This window comes from Agrobacterium larrymoorei, assembly GCF_037722385.1.
Taxonomy (GTDB): domain Bacteria; phylum Pseudomonadota; class Alphaproteobacteria; order Rhizobiales; family Rhizobiaceae; genus Agrobacterium; species Agrobacterium larrymoorei_C.
This window is the reverse complement of sequence record NZ_JBBKAQ010000003.1, coordinates 108,293-126,041: the sequence shown is the minus strand read 5'-3', so window position 1 is coordinate 126,041 and position 17,749 is coordinate 108,293. Positions and strand designations below refer to the sequence as shown.

At 57.4% G+C, this 17,749-nt stretch carries 20 protein-coding genes and 1 tRNA gene; 6 read left to right on the top strand and 15 right to left on the bottom strand.

Annotation, left to right across the window (positions count from 1 at the left end; translation table 11 throughout):
* Positions 1–110: 110 nt before the first annotated feature.
* Positions 111–2,102: a bifunctional 2',3'-cyclic-nucleotide 2'-phosphodiesterase/3'-nucleotidase gene (locus WKI41_RS05680; RefSeq protein ID WP_340192536.1), complete on the top strand. Its 1,992-nt coding sequence runs from the start codon at positions 111–113 to the stop codon at positions 2,100–2,102.
* Positions 2,103–2,183: 81 nt separating this feature from the next.
* On the opposite strand, the gene WKI41_RS05675 is transcribed toward WKI41_RS05680, so the two are convergent.
* Positions 2,184–3,140: a LysR family transcriptional regulator gene (locus tag WKI41_RS05675; RefSeq protein ID WP_340192535.1), complete on the bottom strand. Its 957-nt coding sequence runs from the start codon at positions 3,138–3,140 to the stop codon at positions 2,184–2,186.
* 134 nt (positions 3,141–3,274) lie between these two features.
* Here WKI41_RS05675 and WKI41_RS05670 point away from each other — a divergent pair, with 134 nt between their 5' ends.
* Positions 3,275–3,889 carry an FMN-dependent NADH-azoreductase gene (locus tag WKI41_RS05670; protein WP_340192534.1) on the top strand — a complete coding sequence of 205 codons (615 nt, stop codon included), beginning with the start codon at positions 3,275–3,277 and terminating at the stop codon, positions 3,887–3,889.
* A 63-nt stretch (positions 3,890–3,952) separates the two neighbouring features.
* Here WKI41_RS05670 and WKI41_RS05665 read toward each other — a convergent pair whose 3' ends face one another.
* Together WKI41_RS05665 and ilvA are read right to left on the bottom strand one after the other, a co-directional pair.
* Positions 3,953–4,261: an HlyU family transcriptional regulator gene (locus WKI41_RS05665; RefSeq protein WP_340192533.1), complete on the bottom strand. Its 309-nt coding sequence runs from the start codon at positions 4,259–4,261 to the stop codon at positions 3,953–3,955.
* A gap of 64 nt (positions 4,262–4,325) precedes the next feature.
* On the bottom strand, positions 4,326–5,576 hold the full coding sequence (ilvA, locus tag WKI41_RS05660) for a threonine ammonia-lyase (RefSeq protein ID WP_340192532.1): 1,251 nt from the start codon (positions 5,574–5,576) through the stop codon (positions 4,326–4,328).
* 114 nt (positions 5,577–5,690) lie between these two features.
* Between ilvA and WKI41_RS05655 the strand changes: the two genes are divergently transcribed.
* Positions 5,691–7,151, top strand: coding sequence for a TrkH family potassium uptake protein (locus WKI41_RS05655; protein ID WP_340192531.1), 1,461 nt, complete (start codon positions 5,691–5,693; stop codon positions 7,149–7,151).
* Positions 7,152–7,156: 5 nt separating this feature from the next.
* Here WKI41_RS05655 and WKI41_RS05650 read toward each other — a convergent pair.
* From WKI41_RS05650 to WKI41_RS05615, 8 genes are all read right to left on the bottom strand, one after another.
* Positions 7,157–7,238, bottom strand: a tRNA-Leu gene (locus WKI41_RS05650).
* A gap of 62 nt (positions 7,239–7,300) precedes the next feature.
* Positions 7,301–8,005 (bottom strand): nuclease, encoded by a 705-nt coding sequence (locus WKI41_RS05645; RefSeq protein ID WP_340192530.1) that lies wholly within the window; start codon positions 8,003–8,005, stop codon positions 7,301–7,303.
* Between the two features lie 174 nt (positions 8,006–8,179).
* Positions 8,180–8,719, bottom strand: a complete 540-nt coding sequence (locus WKI41_RS05640; RefSeq protein WP_340192529.1) for a MerR family transcriptional regulator — start codon at positions 8,717–8,719, stop codon at positions 8,180–8,182.
* 164 nt (positions 8,720–8,883) lie between these two features.
* Positions 8,884–9,222 (bottom strand): integration host factor subunit alpha, encoded by a 339-nt coding sequence (locus tag WKI41_RS05635; RefSeq protein WP_340192528.1) that lies wholly within the window; start codon positions 9,220–9,222, stop codon positions 8,884–8,886.
* 144 nt (positions 9,223–9,366) lie between these two features.
* Positions 9,367–10,338, bottom strand: a complete 972-nt coding sequence (locus tag WKI41_RS05630; protein ID WP_340192527.1) for a beta-ketoacyl-ACP synthase 3 — start codon at positions 10,336–10,338, stop codon at positions 9,367–9,369.
* Between the two features lie 3 nt (positions 10,339–10,341).
* Positions 10,342–11,403 (bottom strand): phosphate acyltransferase PlsX, encoded by a 1,062-nt coding sequence (gene plsX, locus WKI41_RS05625; RefSeq protein ID WP_340192526.1) that lies wholly within the window; start codon positions 11,401–11,403, stop codon positions 10,342–10,344.
* Between the two features lie 99 nt (positions 11,404–11,502).
* Positions 11,503–12,066: a YceD family protein gene (locus WKI41_RS05620; RefSeq protein ID WP_340192525.1), complete on the bottom strand. Its 564-nt coding sequence runs from the start codon at positions 12,064–12,066 to the stop codon at positions 11,503–11,505.
* 8 nt (positions 12,067–12,074) lie between these two features.
* Positions 12,075–12,614 (bottom strand): ubiquinol-cytochrome C chaperone family protein, encoded by a 540-nt coding sequence (locus tag WKI41_RS05615; RefSeq protein ID WP_340192524.1) that lies wholly within the window; start codon positions 12,612–12,614, stop codon positions 12,075–12,077.
* A gap of 274 nt (positions 12,615–12,888) precedes the next feature.
* Between WKI41_RS05615 and WKI41_RS05610 the strand changes: the two genes are divergently transcribed.
* Positions 12,889–13,419, top strand: coding sequence for an outer membrane protein assembly factor BamE (locus tag WKI41_RS05610; RefSeq protein WP_340192523.1), 531 nt, complete (start codon positions 12,889–12,891; stop codon positions 13,417–13,419).
* 77 nt (positions 13,420–13,496) lie between these two features.
* Here WKI41_RS05610 and WKI41_RS05605 read toward each other — a convergent pair whose 3' ends face one another.
* Positions 13,497–14,393, bottom strand: a complete 897-nt coding sequence (locus tag WKI41_RS05605; protein ID WP_340192522.1) for a branched-chain amino acid ABC transporter permease — start codon at positions 14,391–14,393, stop codon at positions 13,497–13,499.
* Between the two features lie 61 nt (positions 14,394–14,454).
* On the opposite strand from WKI41_RS05605, the gene WKI41_RS05600 reads away from it, so the two are divergent.
* Together WKI41_RS05600 and WKI41_RS05595 are read left to right on the top strand one after the other, a co-directional pair.
* On the top strand, positions 14,455–15,006 hold the full coding sequence (locus WKI41_RS05600) for a CGNR zinc finger domain-containing protein (RefSeq protein ID WP_340192521.1): 552 nt from the start codon (positions 14,455–14,457) through the stop codon (positions 15,004–15,006).
* Positions 15,003–15,503 carry a hypothetical protein gene (locus WKI41_RS05595; protein ID WP_340192520.1) on the top strand — a complete coding sequence of 167 codons (501 nt, stop codon included), beginning with the start codon at positions 15,003–15,005 and terminating at the stop codon, positions 15,501–15,503. Before WKI41_RS05600 ends, WKI41_RS05595 begins: the two co-directional genes overlap by 4 nt.
* Before the next feature lie 94 nt (positions 15,504–15,597).
* Here WKI41_RS05595 and ndk read toward each other — a convergent pair whose 3' ends face one another.
* The 3 genes from ndk to WKI41_RS05580 form a co-directional block, all read right to left on the bottom strand.
* The gene (ndk, locus tag WKI41_RS05590) at positions 15,598–16,020 is read right to left on the bottom strand and encodes a nucleoside-diphosphate kinase (protein WP_062425595.1); all 423 of its coding nucleotides are present in this window, start codon (positions 16,018–16,020) and stop codon (positions 15,598–15,600) included.
* Between the two features lie 102 nt (positions 16,021–16,122).
* Positions 16,123–16,812: a glutathione S-transferase family protein gene (locus WKI41_RS05585; protein WP_340192519.1), complete on the bottom strand. Its 690-nt coding sequence runs from the start codon at positions 16,810–16,812 to the stop codon at positions 16,123–16,125.
* 116 nt (positions 16,813–16,928) lie between these two features.
* A complete protein-coding gene (locus tag WKI41_RS05580) occupies positions 16,929–17,687 on the bottom strand; it encodes a class I SAM-dependent methyltransferase (protein WP_340192518.1) in 759 nt (252 codons plus the stop codon).
* Positions 17,688–17,749 lie beyond the last annotated feature (62 nt).

The window sequence follows — 17,749 nt, the reverse complement described above, 5'->3', positions numbered from 1 at the left end:
AGGCATGAGTTACGTCATACGCCCGTCATTTTGCTGGTGGACTCCTCCACAATTCGTTTTACCTTGTCGCGGTTTAGACAGGTCATCGTATTTTAGGATCAGGAGTTTCCATGTCGTCCCTTATCGGCCTTCACCCCATCACGCGCCGTTCTCTCTTAAGCGGCATCGCGGCGTCGTCCGCCTTCGTCATGCTGCATCCTTTTGCGGCGCGTGCTGAGGGCAACCAGGCGCATCTGCGCATCATGGAAACCACCGATATCCACGTTCACGTTTTTCCTTACGACTATTACGCCGATAAGCCGAATGACACGTTGGGTCTGGCACGCACGGCATCCTTGATCGATGCCATACGCGCCGAAGCCGGGAACTCGATGCTGGTCGATAATGGCGACTTCCTCCAGGGCAACCCGCTTGGCGACTACATCGCCTATGAGCGGGGCATGAAGGCGGGCGACAAACACCCTGTCATCAATGCCATGAATGTGCTCGGGTATGATTGCGGTACGCTCGGCAACCACGAGTTCAATTACGGCCTCGATTTCATGTTCAACACGCTGGGCGGGGCAAAATTCCCTTATGTCTGCGCCAACCTGACCAAGGGCCAGCTTGCGTCCGATCCTAAGCAGGATGAACTTTACTTCAAGCCCTATGTGATCCTGGAAAAGCAGATCCGCGATGGCTCCGGCGCGACAAGCCCGATCAAGGTCGGCATCATCGGCTTCGTTCCGCCGCAGATCATGATGTGGGATGCGAAGAACCTCGAAGGCAAGGCGCAGACGCGCGACATCGTCGATGCCGCCAAGGCCTGGGTGCCGGTGATGAAGGAACAGGGCGCGGATATCGTGATTGCGCTCTCCCACTCCGGTATCGATGGCAAGGGCCAAAGCGAGCGCATGGAAAACGCTTCTCTTTATCTCGCAGGCGTTCAAGGGATCGATGCGGTCTTTACCGGTCACCAGCATCTGGTCTTCCCGGGCCCCAAGACCTGGGATGGCATCGAAGGCGCCGATCCCGTCAAGGGCACGCTGATGGGCAAGCCTGCCGTCATGGCGGGCTTCTGGGGCTCGCATATGGGCCTCATCGATCTCCTGCTCGAAAAGGACGGCAAGAGCTGGAAGATCGTCGACTTTACCTCCGAGGCTCGGCCGATCTACCACCGCGACGACAATCGCAAGATCGTTGCCGATGTGAAGGACAAGCCCGAGGTGATCGAGGCGGTCAAGACCGATCACGAGGGGGCGCTCGCCTATGTGCGCCGCCCGGTCGGCAAGACCTCCGCCCCGCTCTACTCCTACTTCGCGCTGGTGGCCGACGATCCATCCGTGCAGATCGTCTCCAATGCACAGACCTGGTATATCAAGGATATGCTGAAGGAAGGCCAATACAAGGACCTGCCGGTGCTTTCCGCAGCCGCGCCCTTCAAGTCCGGTGGTCGTGGCGGCGCGGACTATTACACGGATGTCCCCGCCGGTGACATCGCAATCAAGAATGTCGCCGACCTCTATCTCTATCCGAACACCGTGCAGGCCGTCCTCATCAACGGCGCGCAGGTCAAGGACTGGCTGGAAATGTCGGCCGGCATGTTCAATACCGTCAAGGCTGGCTCCAAGGACGCGCCTCTGTTGAGCAGCGACTTCCCGTCCTACAACTTCGATGTCATCGACGGTGTCACCTATCAGATCGATGTCTCGAAGCCTGCGAAGTTCGACAAGGATGGCAAGGCCGTCAATCCGGACAGCAGCCGCATCGTCAATCTGCAATTCCAGGGCAAGCCCATCGACCCGGAACAGAAATTCGTCGTTGCCACCAATAACTATCGCGCCAGTGGCGGCGGCAAGTTCCCGGCGATCGGCAGTGACAAGATCATCTTCGTCGCGCCCGATACCAACCGCGATGTGATCGTGCGCTACATCATGGATCAGGGCACCATCAATCCTTCCGCTGACGACAACTGGTCGTTTGCAAAGCTGGCGGATACGACAGCGATCTTCGAGACGGGCCCGAAAGGCCGTCAATATGCCAAGGATGTGAAGGGGGCCAAGCTCGAGGACGCCGGCGATGGCGCCGAAGGCTTTGCCAAGTTCCGTCTGATGCTCGGCTAATGGTCGTGGCGGCGGCAGTTTTGTCGCCGCCACTTTTCAGCTGTGCTGATGTTCGGTTCCCTGTCGAACGGGGAGAAACCTTTACTCGGCGGCGTCTTTCAAGGGCACGGGGCGGACGGCGTTCAGGAAGCTCTTATTGTCCGGGCATTTCGATAGGCGCTTTTCAAAGCCATCGATCAGCCACTGGCTTGCCGGACCGGCAGGCGTATCGGCCTTTCGCAAAGAATACAGCGGATACTCGCCAAGTTCGTAAGCATCGAGGTCGAGCACCTTCAGGCTGCCATTCATGATATCGGTCCTGACCAGCGATGCGGGCAGCCCACCCCACCCAAGACCACCCTTGATCAGCTGATATTTCGTCGCTATGTCGCTGACCCGCCATGTCTTGTAGGACAGGACATTGAAGTCGCGGCCGTTGGTCAGGCCCGACATGTCCATGACCACCATCTGCACCTCTTCACGGACATCGGCGAGTGTCACCGGGCGGCGTAATCGTGCCAGGGCGTGGTCACTGGCGACAACCGGCACCATGAAGGAGTGACCGATCTTTTCGAGGACCAGACCGTCATCCTGCTGCGAGACCGCCCCGCCAATACCGATCAGCGCCTTTCGGCTTCTGACCATATCCATAACCATACCCAACTCGCCGACATTGAGGGTGAGCGACACGGTTGGGAATTCCTTGCGGAACTCGCGCAGAATCTCGACCACGGCCTCGGCTGGAACCATGGTGCTGAGAACGAGCGAGACTTCCGCCTCCAAGCCCTGTTTCAGCCCCTTGGCGCGTGATCGCATTTCCTGCAATCCGGCAACAATACGCCGCGCATCCTCCAGCATGGCGCGGCCCTCGTCGGTCAGTTTCGACTGGCGGCCGCTGCGCTCGAAAAGGCTAACCTCAAGCTGCGCCTCGAGATTGGCGATGGTGTAGCTCACGACCGACTGCGCGCGGTTGAGCACGCGCGAAGCGGCGGAAAAGCTGCCGGTTTCAGCGACAGTCAAAAAGACCTGCAACTGGTCGAGGGTCGGGTTGGCGTCCATGTCCCATCCATTTTATCGATAGATCAATTTCAGATTATCACAGTTTTCTAGATGGCAAAACTGGCTGATAACCGCTTCAACCAAGCGGGGGCCGCCCCGCCACACCTTCCCAAGAATGACCAAGAGGCGTCAAAATGTCGAAGATCCTGCTCGTCACCTCCAGCCCGCGTGGCGATGAATCGCTTTCCAACAAATTCGCGTCAGACCTGGCCGAGAAGATCCAGGCACAGTCGAACGGCTCGATCACACATCTCGATCTGGGTCAGAATCCGATCCCGCACCTCGATTCCGTCACCACGTCGGCCATTCGTAAGCCCGCCGAACAGCGCACGCCGGAAGAGGCCTCAGCTGCCGATTACTCTGACAAGCGCGTGACCGAGTTGATGGACGCTGACACCGTTATCATCGGCACCGGTCTCATCAACTTCTCGATCTATTCGGGTCTGAAGTCCTGGATCGATAACATCGCGCGCGCCGGCATGACCTTCAAATACACCGAGTCCGGTCCAATCGGCCTTGCAACCGGTAAGAAGGTCTACATCGTTCTATCTGCTGCTGGCGTCTACTCTGAAGGTCCAGCCGCGTCGCTTGAGCATGCTGTGCCCTACCTGAAGACGGTTCTCGGCTTCATGGGTATGACCGATGTCGAAGTCATCCGTATCGAAGGTCTGGCATTTGGTCCGGAAGCTGCCGAAAAGGCGATTGCTGCCGCTAATGCCAAGGTCGAAGAGCTGGCGAATGCTGCATAAAAAAAGCGGCCAATCCGGCCGCTTCCTTTAAAGAAATCATAACGGTCGCGCTTGTCGCGGCCGTTACTTTTTGTCAGCAAACAGATGCGGCCCGTTCTGGTCGATGATCAGCTTGGCCTTGCGCACCGTGCACTCCACCGCATCATCCATGCTGGTAAACACGTCGGCACGAACGAACTCATGCACGAGCACCTCGTCGCCATCCGTCTTTTCAATACGGCCTGCCAGGCGGTACTGCGCCCCTTCCTTCATCGGCGTCGCATAAATGGTATACTCGCCGTGCTGGTGCGGTTCAGATGTCTCCGCCTTCTTCGGCGCGTCCGACTGCGCGGCACCGAAGCCGGAAAAGAGTTTCGAGAAGAACGAGGCCATGCTTTACCCTTCCTGTTGTCTCTGCAGGGCGGCTTTAGCCCGCCCCACCTGATGATGCATCCGATCAGATAATGAGGTTCGCGAGGATTTCGTTCTCGGTTATATCTTCATAGCCGAGCCCTGCCGCCTCGAAACGCTCGAACAGAGTGGTAAAATTCTCGCGAGAGGTGGTTTCGATACCAATCAGGATCGAACCGAAGTTGCGCGCCGATTTCTTCAGATACTCGAAGCGCGCAACGTCATCATCCGGACCGAGCATGTTGAGGAAGTCGCGAAGCGCGCCTGGACGCTGCGGCAGACGCAGGATGAAGTACTTCTTCACCCCTGTGAAACGCATGGCGCGTTCCTTCACATCCGGCAGACGCTCGAAATCGAAATTGCCACCGGAGACGACGCAGATGACGCGCTTGCCCTCCAGCCTCTCGCGGCCGAGCTTTTCCAAGGCTGCAATCGACAATGCACCTGCGGGCTCCAGCACCACGCCTTCGAGATTGAGCATGTCGATGATGGTGACGCAGATGGCATTTTCCGGGATCAGTTCGACCTGTTCGGAGGGGAAATCCTTAAGAGCCAGGAAGTTAAGATCGCCAATTCGGGCAACGGCAGCCCCATCGACGAAGTTATCCACCTTGTTCAGCGTGACTGCTTCTCCTGCCTCAAGACTCTTCTTCAGACTCGGCGCACCTTCCGGTTCGCAAAAGACGAAATTGTTTCGCGCAACGATACCTGCAAAATACCCCGTGAGACCTGCCGCAAGACCGCCACCGCCAACCGGCATGACCACCAGATCGGGCTTCGCACCGTCCGGAAGCTGATCCATCACTTCAGCGGCAACCGTTGCCTGGCCCTCGATAATATCCTGATGGTCGAAGGGTGGCACCATGTAGCCATCATTCTCTTCGACATAGGCACGGGCTGCCGCATAGCATTGGTCGAAGATATCGCCAATCAGCTTGATGGTGATGAACTCCGCGCCGAAAATGCGGGTCTTGTCGATCTTCTGCTGCGGTGTGGTGACCGGCATGAAGACGACGCCCTTCACACCGAAATGGCGGCAGGCAAAAGCAAAGCCCTGGGCATGATTGCCGGCGGACGCACAGACGAAGATCTTCTCTTTGCCGGCACCGGCAACCGCCTTGCGCAGGAAATTGAACGCGCCTCTAATCTTGTAGGAACGAACCGGCGTGAGGTCTTCACGCTTCAGCCAAATCTCGGCTCCATACCGACGGCTGAGATGTTCATTCAACTGCAACGGCGTCTCGGGAAAGATTTCCCGAACTTCCCGCCGTGCGGCTTCTACAAGCAGTTTGTCCACGATTTTCAATCCATTGAAATTCACGATGGCACCCGCTATGCCATAGGAACAGGCCCGACACAAAGACTCTTTGCGCCACTTCGGTACGCGTTACTCGATCAAGGTTTGATTTTTTTGAACGCCAATCTCCTGCGCGCCGTCGTCTATATTACCTCGATCTTCGGCCTCTACATGGCCACTTCGATGTTCGTGCCGGCCATGACCGATCTCTATTATGGCAATAATGACTGGATCGTGTTTGCCGCCTCCGGCTTCATGTGCGGCGGCTTTGCGCTGGCATGCGCGCTCGCCACCCGCGGACCGATGCCGACCTTCAACAAGCGCTTCGGCTTTCTCCTGGTGAATCTCTTATGGGTGGTCTTCTCGCTCGTCGGCGCCGTGCCTCTTTATCTGTCGGAATTGGACCTGACATTCGGCCAAGCCCTTTTCGAGTCCGTGTCGTCCATCACCACCACCGGCGCTACAGCCATTTCCGGTCTCGACCATGCGCCGCAGGGTCTGTTGATCTGGCGATCACTTCTCTGCTGGCTTGGCGGTATCGGTATCGTGGCGCTCGGTCTCTTTATCCTGCCGTTGCTGCGCGTGGGCGGCATGACCTTCTTTCGGATGGAGTCATCCGACACGGCCAGCGACCGGCCCTTCGCACGGCTGGCGAGCTTTACCAGGGCTTTCGTCGGCATCTATGTGGTCATGACGATTGCCTGCGCGGTCGCTTTCGACTTTGCCGGCATGACCCATTTCGATGCGGTGAATCATGCCATGTCAGCGGTGGCGACAGGCGGCTTCTCCACCCATGACGCCTCCTTCGGATATTTCGGTGACAATGTCGCTCTTTTGTGGATCGCAACCTTCTTCCTGATCCTGGGCAGCCTTCCCTTTTCGGTGATGATCCTGCTCGCGGTGCGACGGAGAATGGATATCCTCTATGACCCGCAGATCCGCGTCTTCATCGGTTATCTATGCGCCATCTCGCTTGCAGTCGGCATCTACCACCACATTAATAACGGCGTGGCGCTTCATATCGCGCTCAGCCATTCCTTCTTCAACATGACGTCGATCTTGTCGACCGGCGGTTTTGCCAGCGACGACTATACGCTTTGGGGACCCTTCGTCGTGGTCGTCGCCTTCTTCGCCACCTTCATGGGCGGCTGCTCCGGCTCGACTGCTGGCGGCATCAAGGCCTATCGCTTCGTCATCGTTTTCAATGTGGTGAAGACTGGGTTGCGTAAGCTCATCTATCCCGACGCCGTCTACCCGGTGCGGTATGGGGTACAGGTCGTAGACGCCGAAACCATCCGCAATGTGTTTCTCTTTATCAGCTGCTTCATTGCACTGTGGATCGGCGGCAGCCTGGTAATGAGCGCCATGGGCTATGACTTCCTGACCGCGACATCCGGAGTTGCGACATCGCTTGCCAATGTCGGACCGGGTGTCGGGCCAATTATCGGCCCGGCTGGCAACTTCTCCACCATCAGCGATCCCGCACTTTATCTGCTGTCGCTGATGATGCTGCTCGGACGTCTGGAAATCCTGACGGTCCTTGTGCTGCTGATGCCGCTGTTCTGGAGAGGTTGAAGATGTGGTACGGGCGGCGGGACTCGAACCCGCACGCTTTCGCTCCGGATTTTAAGTCCGGTATGTCTACCATTCCATCACGCCCGCATGCATTTCCATCTACACAGCGTCACCGCATCCGGTCAACTGTAAGTCCCGCGTGAATTCAATTAACCACACCAGGATGGACTTGCCGAACCTGCTCGTCGCGCTAGCCCTTCTCGAACAAGCTGGTCGGCGAAGGATATGCCGGATTTGGAGAGCGCTTTCACCTCAGCTCCCTGCCCACCAGCCGCCACCTGGAAGCTGCCGGAATTGAGCATATCGCGCAGCCTGACCTTGGCGGTGAAACCGCGGGCGCGCTCTTCCATGCACCTTGCCTGATCCGTCTGCGGCACCTCGATGCCGGCAAGTTTCATCTTCACGCCCTTCATCCAGAAGGTGTTGCCATCCATGACGCAGTTGTTAAGGCCGGAGCGCCCGCAAAAGGCAAATGTGCCTGGCTTTGCCCCGAGCGAGACATTTTCCACCTGCGGCTTTGGCGAAGGTAGTGTTGCGGTTGGAAGTTGACCGAGGCTGGCAGCGTTACTCGCCATGGCAATCGAGCGCGGTGGAACGGGCGCACCAGACGCTGGCAAGGCAACGGTCTGCTTCTGCACGGATGCAGGCTTCACAGAAGCCGTTTCGCGCACTGCAGGTGCGCTGCTTTTGGACGTCGAAGCAACAACGGTCTTCATCTTCGGCAACAAGGTGTCGCGATGCTCATAGGCTTGAATCCCGCCGACGGCGACTCCAAACAGGATCAACCAGGACCAGACGCTTCCACCTTTGGATTTGGATGAGGCGCGGCGGCTTGAAGGTTTTCTCTTGCTCACAGGACAACTCCTTTTCAGGCGGGCATTATCCGCGGAAGGAGTTTCCGAAAGGTTGGCGTTTGAGACAAATTCAATATGCCGTGGCGAGCAACAGGGTTATCCACAACTCTCTAAATCACCCTAGCGCTGGCGCCTGAAGCCGAGAATCCCGGCCGCAGCGAGGCGTCTCGTTCTCTAACGAACCTGATCCAGCAGGCGCTTGCATTCCAGAAGGTCGAAGAGCGCCTCCTGCAGCAGGGCGCGATCATCCTTGCTGATGCTCGATTTGCCGATTGATATCTCCGGCGTGTCGTCGGATCCTCCACCGCCGAACCCGAAGAAGCGGCCGCTTGGCCTCGCCTTAGGGCGCCCTACGACTTCATCCTCATCCGGCTGGACGACACGCGGGTCTGCCGTCTGCTTCTCGCCGCTGGCAGCCATGATGGCTTCCATCGTCGCCATGTCGCCAGATGCGATGGCAGCAACGAAGCGGTTGCCATTGGTCTTGAGGAGCTTCTGCACGCCCTTGATCGTGTATCCATGATCGTAGAGCAGGTGCCGGATGCCTTTTAAGAGATCGACATCGTCCGGGCGATAATAGCGTCGCCCGCCGCCGCGCTTCATCGGCTTGATCTGGGGAAAGCGGGTTTCCCAGAAACGCAGCACGTGCTGGGGCAGATCGAGATCGTCCGCAACTTCACTGATCGTTCTAAAGGCGTCCGGACTCTTATCCACGCTTAACTCCCACCCGGCGAAATGACAGGTTTGCAAAACACACGACAAGGTATGATGCGAATCGTCTTTATTTCAACGGCTTGACGGTTGAAATTCAAGTATGTTCACAGGAAGAAAAGCAGTGAGGTATCAGAATAGGCGTCGATCGCGCCGAAAGAAGCCGCTCAGGAGCCCGGCTTTTGGCTCTTTTGCTTCGCCTTGCGCGACGCGTGGGCTTTGAGGATACGCTGTTTCAGAACGTTGGAGGCCTTGAAGGTCATGACGCGGCGTGGCGAAATCGGCACTTCTTCGCCGGTCTTCGGATTGCGACCGATACGCTCGTTCTTTTCGCGGATCTGGAAGGTTGCAAAGGAGGAAAGCTTCACTACCTCGCCACGAGTGATGGCATTGCAAATCTCGTCGATGACCGTTTCGACCAGCTCGGCGGATTCAGTTCGGGACAGCCCCACCTTGCGAAACACAGACTCGGCTAAATCCGCACGTGTCACAGTTTTACCGGCCATTTTTCCCCGCGCTTCTCTCTGTTGTGTTCTGGAAACCGCCTGAGACTATTGCCGTTGACGGCAGCGGTCAAGGAATGTTTCCAGAATCGTTTAGGGATTTACGGCAATGATGGCAAGGGGTTACGTTGAACCGTAACCGACACGTTACCAGCGCAGAAGCACCGCACCCCAGGTGAAGCCGCCGCCCATCGCTTCCAGCATAACGAGATCGCCCTGCTTGATGCGCCCATCGGCTGCAGCGGTCGCGAGCGCCAGTGGGATGGAAGCTGCAGAGGTATTTCCGTGCAGATCGACGGTCACGACAACCTTCTCCAATGGAATGCCGAGCTTCTTTGCCGAGCCATCGATAATGCGGCGGTTGGCCTGGTGTGGAACGAGCCAATCCAGATCGTCTGCCGTGGTGCCGGTCGCCTCAAAGGCTGCCTCGATAACGTCCGTGATCATGCCAACGGCATGCTTGAAGACTTCGCGGCCTTCCATGCGCAGGTGGCCTACAGTTCCCGTCGTCGACGGGCCACCATCAACGTAGAGCTTCTCCTTGTGCGAGCCATCCGAGCGAAGATTGGAGGTCAGCACGCCACGGTCGGAGGTCTTGCCCTCTCCCTCGCCTGCTTCCAGGATGACGGCACCCGCGCCATCGCCGAAAAGAACGCAGGTGGTGCGATCCTTCCAGTCGAGAATGCGCGAGAAGGTTTCCGCACCGATAACCAGCACACGCTTGGCCATGCCGCCACGAATGTAAAGATCGGCCGTCGCCATCGCATAAACGAAGCCGGAGCAAACAGCCTGAACGTCAAAGGCAAAACCACCCGTGATACCGAGGCGGTTTTGAATGTTCACCGCGGTTGCTGGAAACGTGTTGTCCGGTGTGGAGGTGGCAACGATAATGAGATCGATGTCTTCGGGCTTCAGTCCCCCGTTCTCCAACGCCGCGCGGGCCGCAGCTTCGCCAAGCGACGCGGAGCTCTCGCCCTCGCCTGCAATGTAGCGCTGCTTGATGCCGGTGCGCTGAACGATCCATTCGTCGGAGGTCTCGACAATACCTTCGATTTCCTGGTTCGTCACAACCCTCTTAGGGAGCGCCGCTCCGAAGCCACGTACGATAGAGCGGATCATTGGTTATTCCTCATCAACCACGAGAGCTTCAGGCGCAGGAGGCGGAAGTCTTCTTGCGTGGTATGCTTTCAAATCATTTTCGATCTTGGCGGTAAGTCCATTATGCACCATGTCGTAGCCTACATCGATGGCCGATGCGAAGCCGAGCGCATCCGTTCCACCATGGCTCTTGATAACGATGCCGTTCAGACCCAGGAACACGCCGCCATTGACCTTGCGGGGGTCCATCTTCTCGCGCAGCACGTCGAATGCGCTCTTGGCCAGAAGGTAACCGATCTTGGCAAAAAAGCTGCGCGAGATCGCCTCACGCAACAACGTGGTGATCTGACGCGCGGTGCCTTCTGCAGCCTTCAGCGCGATATTGCCGGTGAAGCCTTCAGTGACGACGACATCGACCGTGCCCTTGCCGATATCATCGCCTTCGACGAAACCGCGATAATCGATGGTCGCGAGATCAGCTTCACGGATAAGGCGACCGGCTTCGCGGACCTCTTCCTGACCTTTGACCTCTTCGACACCGACATTGAGAAGGCCGACTGTCGGGCGATCGACATCAAAGAGAGCGCGCGCCATGGCGCCGCCCATCAGGGCAAAATCCAGAAGCTGCTGCGAGTCCGCGCCAATCGTTGCGCCGATATCGAGCACGATGCTTTCGCCGCGCAGCGTCGGCCAGATGCCGGCAATCGCAGGACGTTCGATGCGCGCCATGGTGCGCAAACAGAATTTCGCCATCGCCATCAGCGCGCCGGTGTTACCGGCAGAGACGGCCACATCCGCCTCGCCGACCTTGACCGCTTCAATTGCGCGCCACATGCTGGACACGTAGCGCCCACGGCGTAGCGCCTGGCTTGGTTTTTCATCCATGGCAACCGAAACTTCGCAATCGAAGAACTCGGATTTCTCCATCAGACGTGGATACTGCGCCAGAATAGGATCGCACTTGCTCTTCTGCCCGTAGAGCAGGAATGTCACGTCGTTGTGCCGCTCGAGTGCCTTTGCCGCACCGGGTATGACAACATCAGGGCCGTGGTCCCCACCCATGACGTCAATTGCTATTCTGATCACTCGTCCCTGATCCTTCTGACCGCTGCGCGGTAATTTTCGGGCGAAAATACCGTTTCCGCCCACCCTTACAACTGAATTATTGGCTTCTTACGAAGGCATTCAGTCTTTTTTCCAATCTTTCAACACCGCGAAGGGCGAAGGTTTTTTGTCGTCCATCGGCGTCTTGTCGCCATATCCATCGAAATCGATACCGGCTTTTCGCGGATAGGGATCAATTGCAAGCGCCGCGAATTCCGCAACCGCCACGCCGACATCGATCGTGTCACCGACAAACTGGTCGGGAATATCCGGACCGTCCGGATCCAGCACGATCTCACCGTCTTCGTTCGTCTTCATGCGTGCAAGCTTCGACCCTTCCGGAACGAAAATCTGCTCGACCTTCTCGTCGATCACGCTTGGCACGGGCTCAAGCGTGACAACACAGGCCTGAGTGATACCAGCCTGCACCTGACCCTTGATCCTGATCCCGTCCCTTTTCCAGCGGGTGACCTGCAATTCGCTTTTCAGATAATCGACCGACAGGACATCCCAGAATTTTGCCAGCGCCTTCAGTTCTTCCGGGCTTGCCTCAAGACCAATCCTGACCGGATTGGCAGAAATATGGCCTACCTTGACGGGATAGGAAAAGGGCGTGTCATCATTGGCCGCATGGGGCGATTTCATCGAAAACCTCACAAATCCGGTGAAGGCAGCGTGACAGTTCCCGTCGCGACAGCGTCTTCCGGCTGCGTAGACAGCATCTCAGACGCCGACATCATCCATTTCGAAAGCGCGCGCATATCTGGCGCGGTCTCATCTGCCTGGGGATATATATTGCGGCGGAGCGCTGCCGCAAGTGCGTCGGCGTCTGCTCCATCGATGGCCGCGGCGTAGGACTCAAGCCTGCCATAAAACATGCCGGCGAATTTCTTCATCCGCTTCGGCACGCCCTGGTCGCCAATCCCCAGTTCCCGCATCGAATGATCGAGATCCTGAAAGAAGGCATCGACGATCTCCTGGGCAATTTCCTGGCCGCTGACCGACGCGCTTTTGGTACGGCGAAAATACAGAATCATGACGACCGCCAGCATTTCGAAACGACCCATAACCGTGTCCGGAACGCCCATATGGAGATAGAAGCCCGGCTGGCGAGCGGCCTGCGTCAATATCGAATATTGACGGTCAACGATGGCGCGATTGTTGTTTTTCTTTTTGAAAAGCCCAAAAACCATCGAAAAATCCGGATATCGACCGACGAAATCGTGTCTCGCCCATCGCACTTGTTGCATGATCGTCAAAGCTGGTTTACCGAAGCATCCGAGAATTGCAATGCCGTGTCAGTCACGTTCATCATCGTGCTGAAACAGTCAAGGAGAGGCGCCAGAACGCGGCGCCGGTTTCTGAAACATGTTGCATTCCATGGTGAAACGGGGAATTCCTGTCCCCGGATTGACATAATCGTGTGTACAGAAGCGGTACGACACGCAATGCCGGAAGGTGCCATTCATGATCGCAGTCGGGGAAACGCAGGTGAGCAAGCAGAAGTCGGTGGTCAAGTCCAAGTTTCTGAGCAAAGCCGCTATCGCCGTCGTTGTTGCCTCGAGCCTGCTGACGGCCTGCTCCAGCACCACGGATGTTTTCCATAATGGCTACGTACTGGACGAGCAGTCGCTGCAACTGATCCCCGTCGGCTCCAGCCGTGAACAGGTGCTGCTGACCATGGGTACACCGTCGACGACGGCGACTTTCGGCAATGAGGTGTTCTACTACATCTCGCAAAAGCGTGTTCGCAAGGCAGCCTTCATGAAGCCGCAGCTTGTTGAGCAGAACATTCTGGCGATCTATTTCGACAAAAACGGCGTTGTCGCCCAGAAGGCGAACTACACGCTTCAGGACGGCAAGGTCTTCGACAGTATCTCGCGCACCACGCCGACAGGCGGCAAGGACCTGACCTTCCTGCAGCAGCTGCTTTCCGGTGGCCCTGCGGGTGCTGGCATCGCCAAGAGCATGCTCGGCGGCAACAACAGCGTCTTCTGACGCTGGACATCCCGATGGTTTCGAAAAGGCCGGCGCCAAATGGACGCCGGCTTTTTTATGTTCGGCAATAATCCCTGTCACAAGACAGGACGTTCGCTGCGCGCGGCGATCAGCCACAGGATCAGCATAAGGAGGACACCGGCATCGCGACACGTGATGGCTCCGTAGGCTGACCAGAACGTCTCGCCCATACCAATGGCGGCAGCGCCTGCTGCGGATTTCAGCGGGCTCGAATATCCGCCCGCAGCCGAGATCAAGACGACTTTCAAGCCGAAGGTGAGACCGGCGCCGAAATCCATATTGCCGTAATAGAAGGTGGCGAGCACCCCGCAAACAGAGGCAACGAGTGCTGCGGCACAGTATGAAAGCAGGAACACCCTGCCCGCATTCACCCCCATCAGTTTTGCCGCAAAGTCATCTTCGGAGACGGCCCTCCATTGCCTTCCGAACTGAGACGAGCGAAGGAACAGCCAGCCGGCCGCGATCAGAGCGCAAAAGCAGGCCGAATTCAAAATCTGCATTGGCGTCGTTGTGACCAGGAAATCTCCCTGTTGCCAGAGCCGGACAGGATCGTCGAAGAGCGGAGGCAACCAGAGCGAACGAGTATCGGCTGCAAGTCTTGCACTCTCCATCAGTGCAATCAGCGCCCCAATCGATGCCACCGTGACCGCGTTGGGCGTGGCCTGGGCGAGAGGACGCATCACTGCGCGGCCGATCAAAAAGCCTGCCCATGTCCCGCCAAAAATGCCGGCGACCGCCCCTAAGACCAGTGTGGCGGCGAGGGTCAGCCAAAGCCGGTTCCAGCCAAAATCAGCGAAGAGCAAGCAGGTCAGTCCGGCAAAAGCAAAAATTCCCCCAAAGGTGACATCAGCCCGCTTGGTGATGGCAAAGGCAATGGCATAGCCGAAGGCCAGCGCGGCATAGAGAGCTGCAATCGGAACGGCGTTCAGAATCTGCTGCAGAAAGTACGCCATATCAGCCCTCCCCACCACTAATATAACTGGCAAAATAGATTTTACCAGTTATAATTATGTCATGGCTTTTATCTGGACACCGCATCGATTTTCTGGCGGAGCGCTCGCGCTGGATGTCGCCAACACCGTAATCCTACGCGGTGATGCCGACCGCTCTATCGACCGTTTCGCCAGCAGCGAGCAGATCGAAAGCTTTTGCGAGGCGGCCGTTGCGATGTATGCTGAAAGAGACGGCATGCCGACTGCCCTACTGCCGCCGACGGCGGGGTCGGAGGATGTGCTGATCGATCTGCGGGAGGCGACAGATCGCTACTTTCGCACTGCGATTTCGACCGGGGTGGAAGACAATGCGCTGCTTGCCGATCTTCTCGGTGCCTGCGCCACGGCGCTGAGGAAAGCGAAAGCGGACGAACTGGCCGCGGCAACGGCCCATTCCGTGCTGCAATTGATTCACGGCTCCGATCGCAGTCGCCTGCGCATCTGCAACAACTGCGGCTGGCTGTTTCTCGACCGTAGCAAGAACCGCAGCCGGATCTGGTGCGACATGGCGGTCTGCGGCAACCGGCACAAAGCGAGCCGCCACTATAAGCGCAAGAAGGAGACCGCGGAATGAGATGGCTTTCCTTACCCCTCATTCTCCTTGCGCTTGCGGGATGTCAGCGTGAAGAGCAAAGGAATGTAGCAAAAATTTCCGGGCGTATGTTCGTCTTCAACTACCGCGTCGCGGTGGCAACCTATCTCATCACGCTTCAGACACAGGTGCCGATAGAAGATGGAAGCACGATAGAGGCGGCGTTCGAGAATCCACGCGGTGGCGAAGCACTGACAGTTTCCGAACGTCTTTTTCCCAAAAATTCAAAGATTGTTCTTCAGAGTCCACCGGTGGAATGCGTCCGGCAGGGCAGGCCCTACAAGGTGACGATCCGCTTGAGAGCGCCCGATGGGCATGTGATGCAGACACTTGAAACCAGTGTGACATCCAGCACGGATCAGTCGCTGCTTCCGGCAAAGCCGCTGGTGGTCGGTCCCCTCTACACCCCAAACCCGGAGGTGTTTCGCAATGATGGCACAACGGACATGCGGCCGGTTCAAAACTGCCCGGCATCGTGAGATGGGGATTTCTCACTGACCGCGAAAGGACAAAACAAAAACGGGGCCGTTTCCGACCCCGCTTCCTAATGCACTCGGCTTCGCAGCCGACAAATCAGCCGACGATTTCGGTTTCAGCGAACCAGTAAGCAATTTCCTGAGCAGCGGTTTCCGGAGCATCCGAACCGTGGACCGAGTTCTCGCCGATGGAGAGAGCAAACGTCTTGCGGATGGTGCCTTCGGCAGCCTGTGCAGGGTTGGTTGCGCCCATGATTTCGCGGTTCTTGAGGATGGCGTTTTCGCCTTCCAGAACCTGAACGATCGTCGGGCCGGAGGTCATGCCTTCAACCAGTTCGCCGAAGAAAGGACGTTCCTTGTGAACGGCGTAGAAGCCTTCTGCTTCACGCTTGCTCATCCAGACGCGCTTGGATGCGATGACGCGCAGGCCGTTTTCTTCAAAAACCTTGGTGATGGCGCCAGTGAGGTTACGCTTGGTTGCGTCCGGCTTGATCATCGAGAATGTGCGTTCAATCGCCATTATTGCGGTTCCTTGTCATAGAAAGAAAGTGGGCGGTGTTTACCCGCCCAACCGCCCGAAAACAAGGGGGCTCTGCGCAATTGACACGCGCCGCGTGACATTTCACGCCGCTGTCACACTGCGCCCCTTTGCACCATGCAAATCGAGGCAGCGCTCGAACCAGTCGCGAACCGGATCCTTGGCAGCGAATAGATCGACGCCGCTTGCCACCCTCGACCACTGTAGCGCGCCAAAGACGATGTAGTCGGCAAAGAGTGGGCTTTCCCCACCGAGGAAAGGTTGACGGCTCAGCATCTTGCGAATGGGTTCAAGGCGAGCGGGGAACGCAGCAATTGCTTCATCGCGTTCGGCAATCACCTCTTCCAACGCGGCACCCAGCGCTTTTGTGCGGCTTTCGCGGAAGTAAGCCTGATCCTGATCATCCAGCATGTCGTGAATATCGAGAAGCGCGATCCGAATGATCGCCGGATGGAGTTGCGTTTGCGACCAACTTTCGACGAAACGAGAAAGCGCTCTGCCGCCCTCCCCGTTGAAGAGTGATGGCTGATCGGGATAAGCCTCATCGAGATAGACCGCGATGTCGAAGCTGTCCTTTACCAGCCTGTCGCCATCGCGCAGGACAGGCACGGTTTTCGAGAAGCCGTTTTCAATGCCGGGGATAGCAGTAAAGGCGAGCGGTCGCTCTTCGAAATCCAGCCCCTTATGCGCGAGCGACAGAACCGTTTTCCAGCAATGTGGCGAGAACGGACGGCTGATGTCACGGCCGCAGAGCGTGTAAAGCGTAATCGACATGGTCACTCCTGTTTTTCCAACACCATTGAACAGGCTGATGCGGCGAAAATCAAACCACCAGTCTTCATATCTGCCATCACAAAGTTTGAAGTGAGACGACCGGCGTTGAGCCGAGGTTAGAAGCGATAGAGAAACAGCTTCGTATGGCGGGCGTCGTCCACCTGCAGTATCTCAAGCGGCGTGACACCCGGCACCGCAAAGCTGTTCGACACCAGCCAGGTGCCTTTGCGCATCTCAGCTTTCGCCTTCTGGTAAATCTCAGGCATCGGCACCGGCGACAGGAAACAGTAGACCACATCATATTGGGAGAGATCCGCATCCCAGAGGCTTTTGTAGCGAATTGCCGCGTTCGGACGACGAGAGATCGCCACTAGGAGCTTGGAGACCAGCGTTAGCAGCGGCGCTGTCTCATAGCCATCGACCCGAACATTTGGGTGAGCCTTCGCCAGAAACGTAACGATGCCGCCCGTACCGCTTCCGAGATCGGCCACGGACCGCGCCTTTTCTCTCGCTACAAGATCGCCGATCGCCTTCCAGGTCTGTCGGTTGGTCATATAGAATGGCACCTGCTCCTTGGCACCGTTCCAGAAGATCAGGACGCAGGCGATGAAGGCAAGACCATAGGCCCAGGCCGGAACGACGTCATCGTAGATAACGGCGAAGGGAAGAAGGATTTGCACCGGGACCCAGAACCACCAAAGGCCGAGGAGCCGTCCGATCAGCGCTGACAGCACGCCCTGTATCAGCAGGATTTCGAACAGGCCAAATGGCAGCCGCCAGCCCATGCGCTGCACAAGAACGAAACCACACAGCACGATCGCCTGAGAGAGAACGAGCCTGAGAAGGTTCAAGATGGGCTGGAGAATTCGGCGCATGAATGGGTTCTTCGTGACGGCGTGGCAACGGGCTTTGTCTAGAAGGCCATGATGGCGCGGGG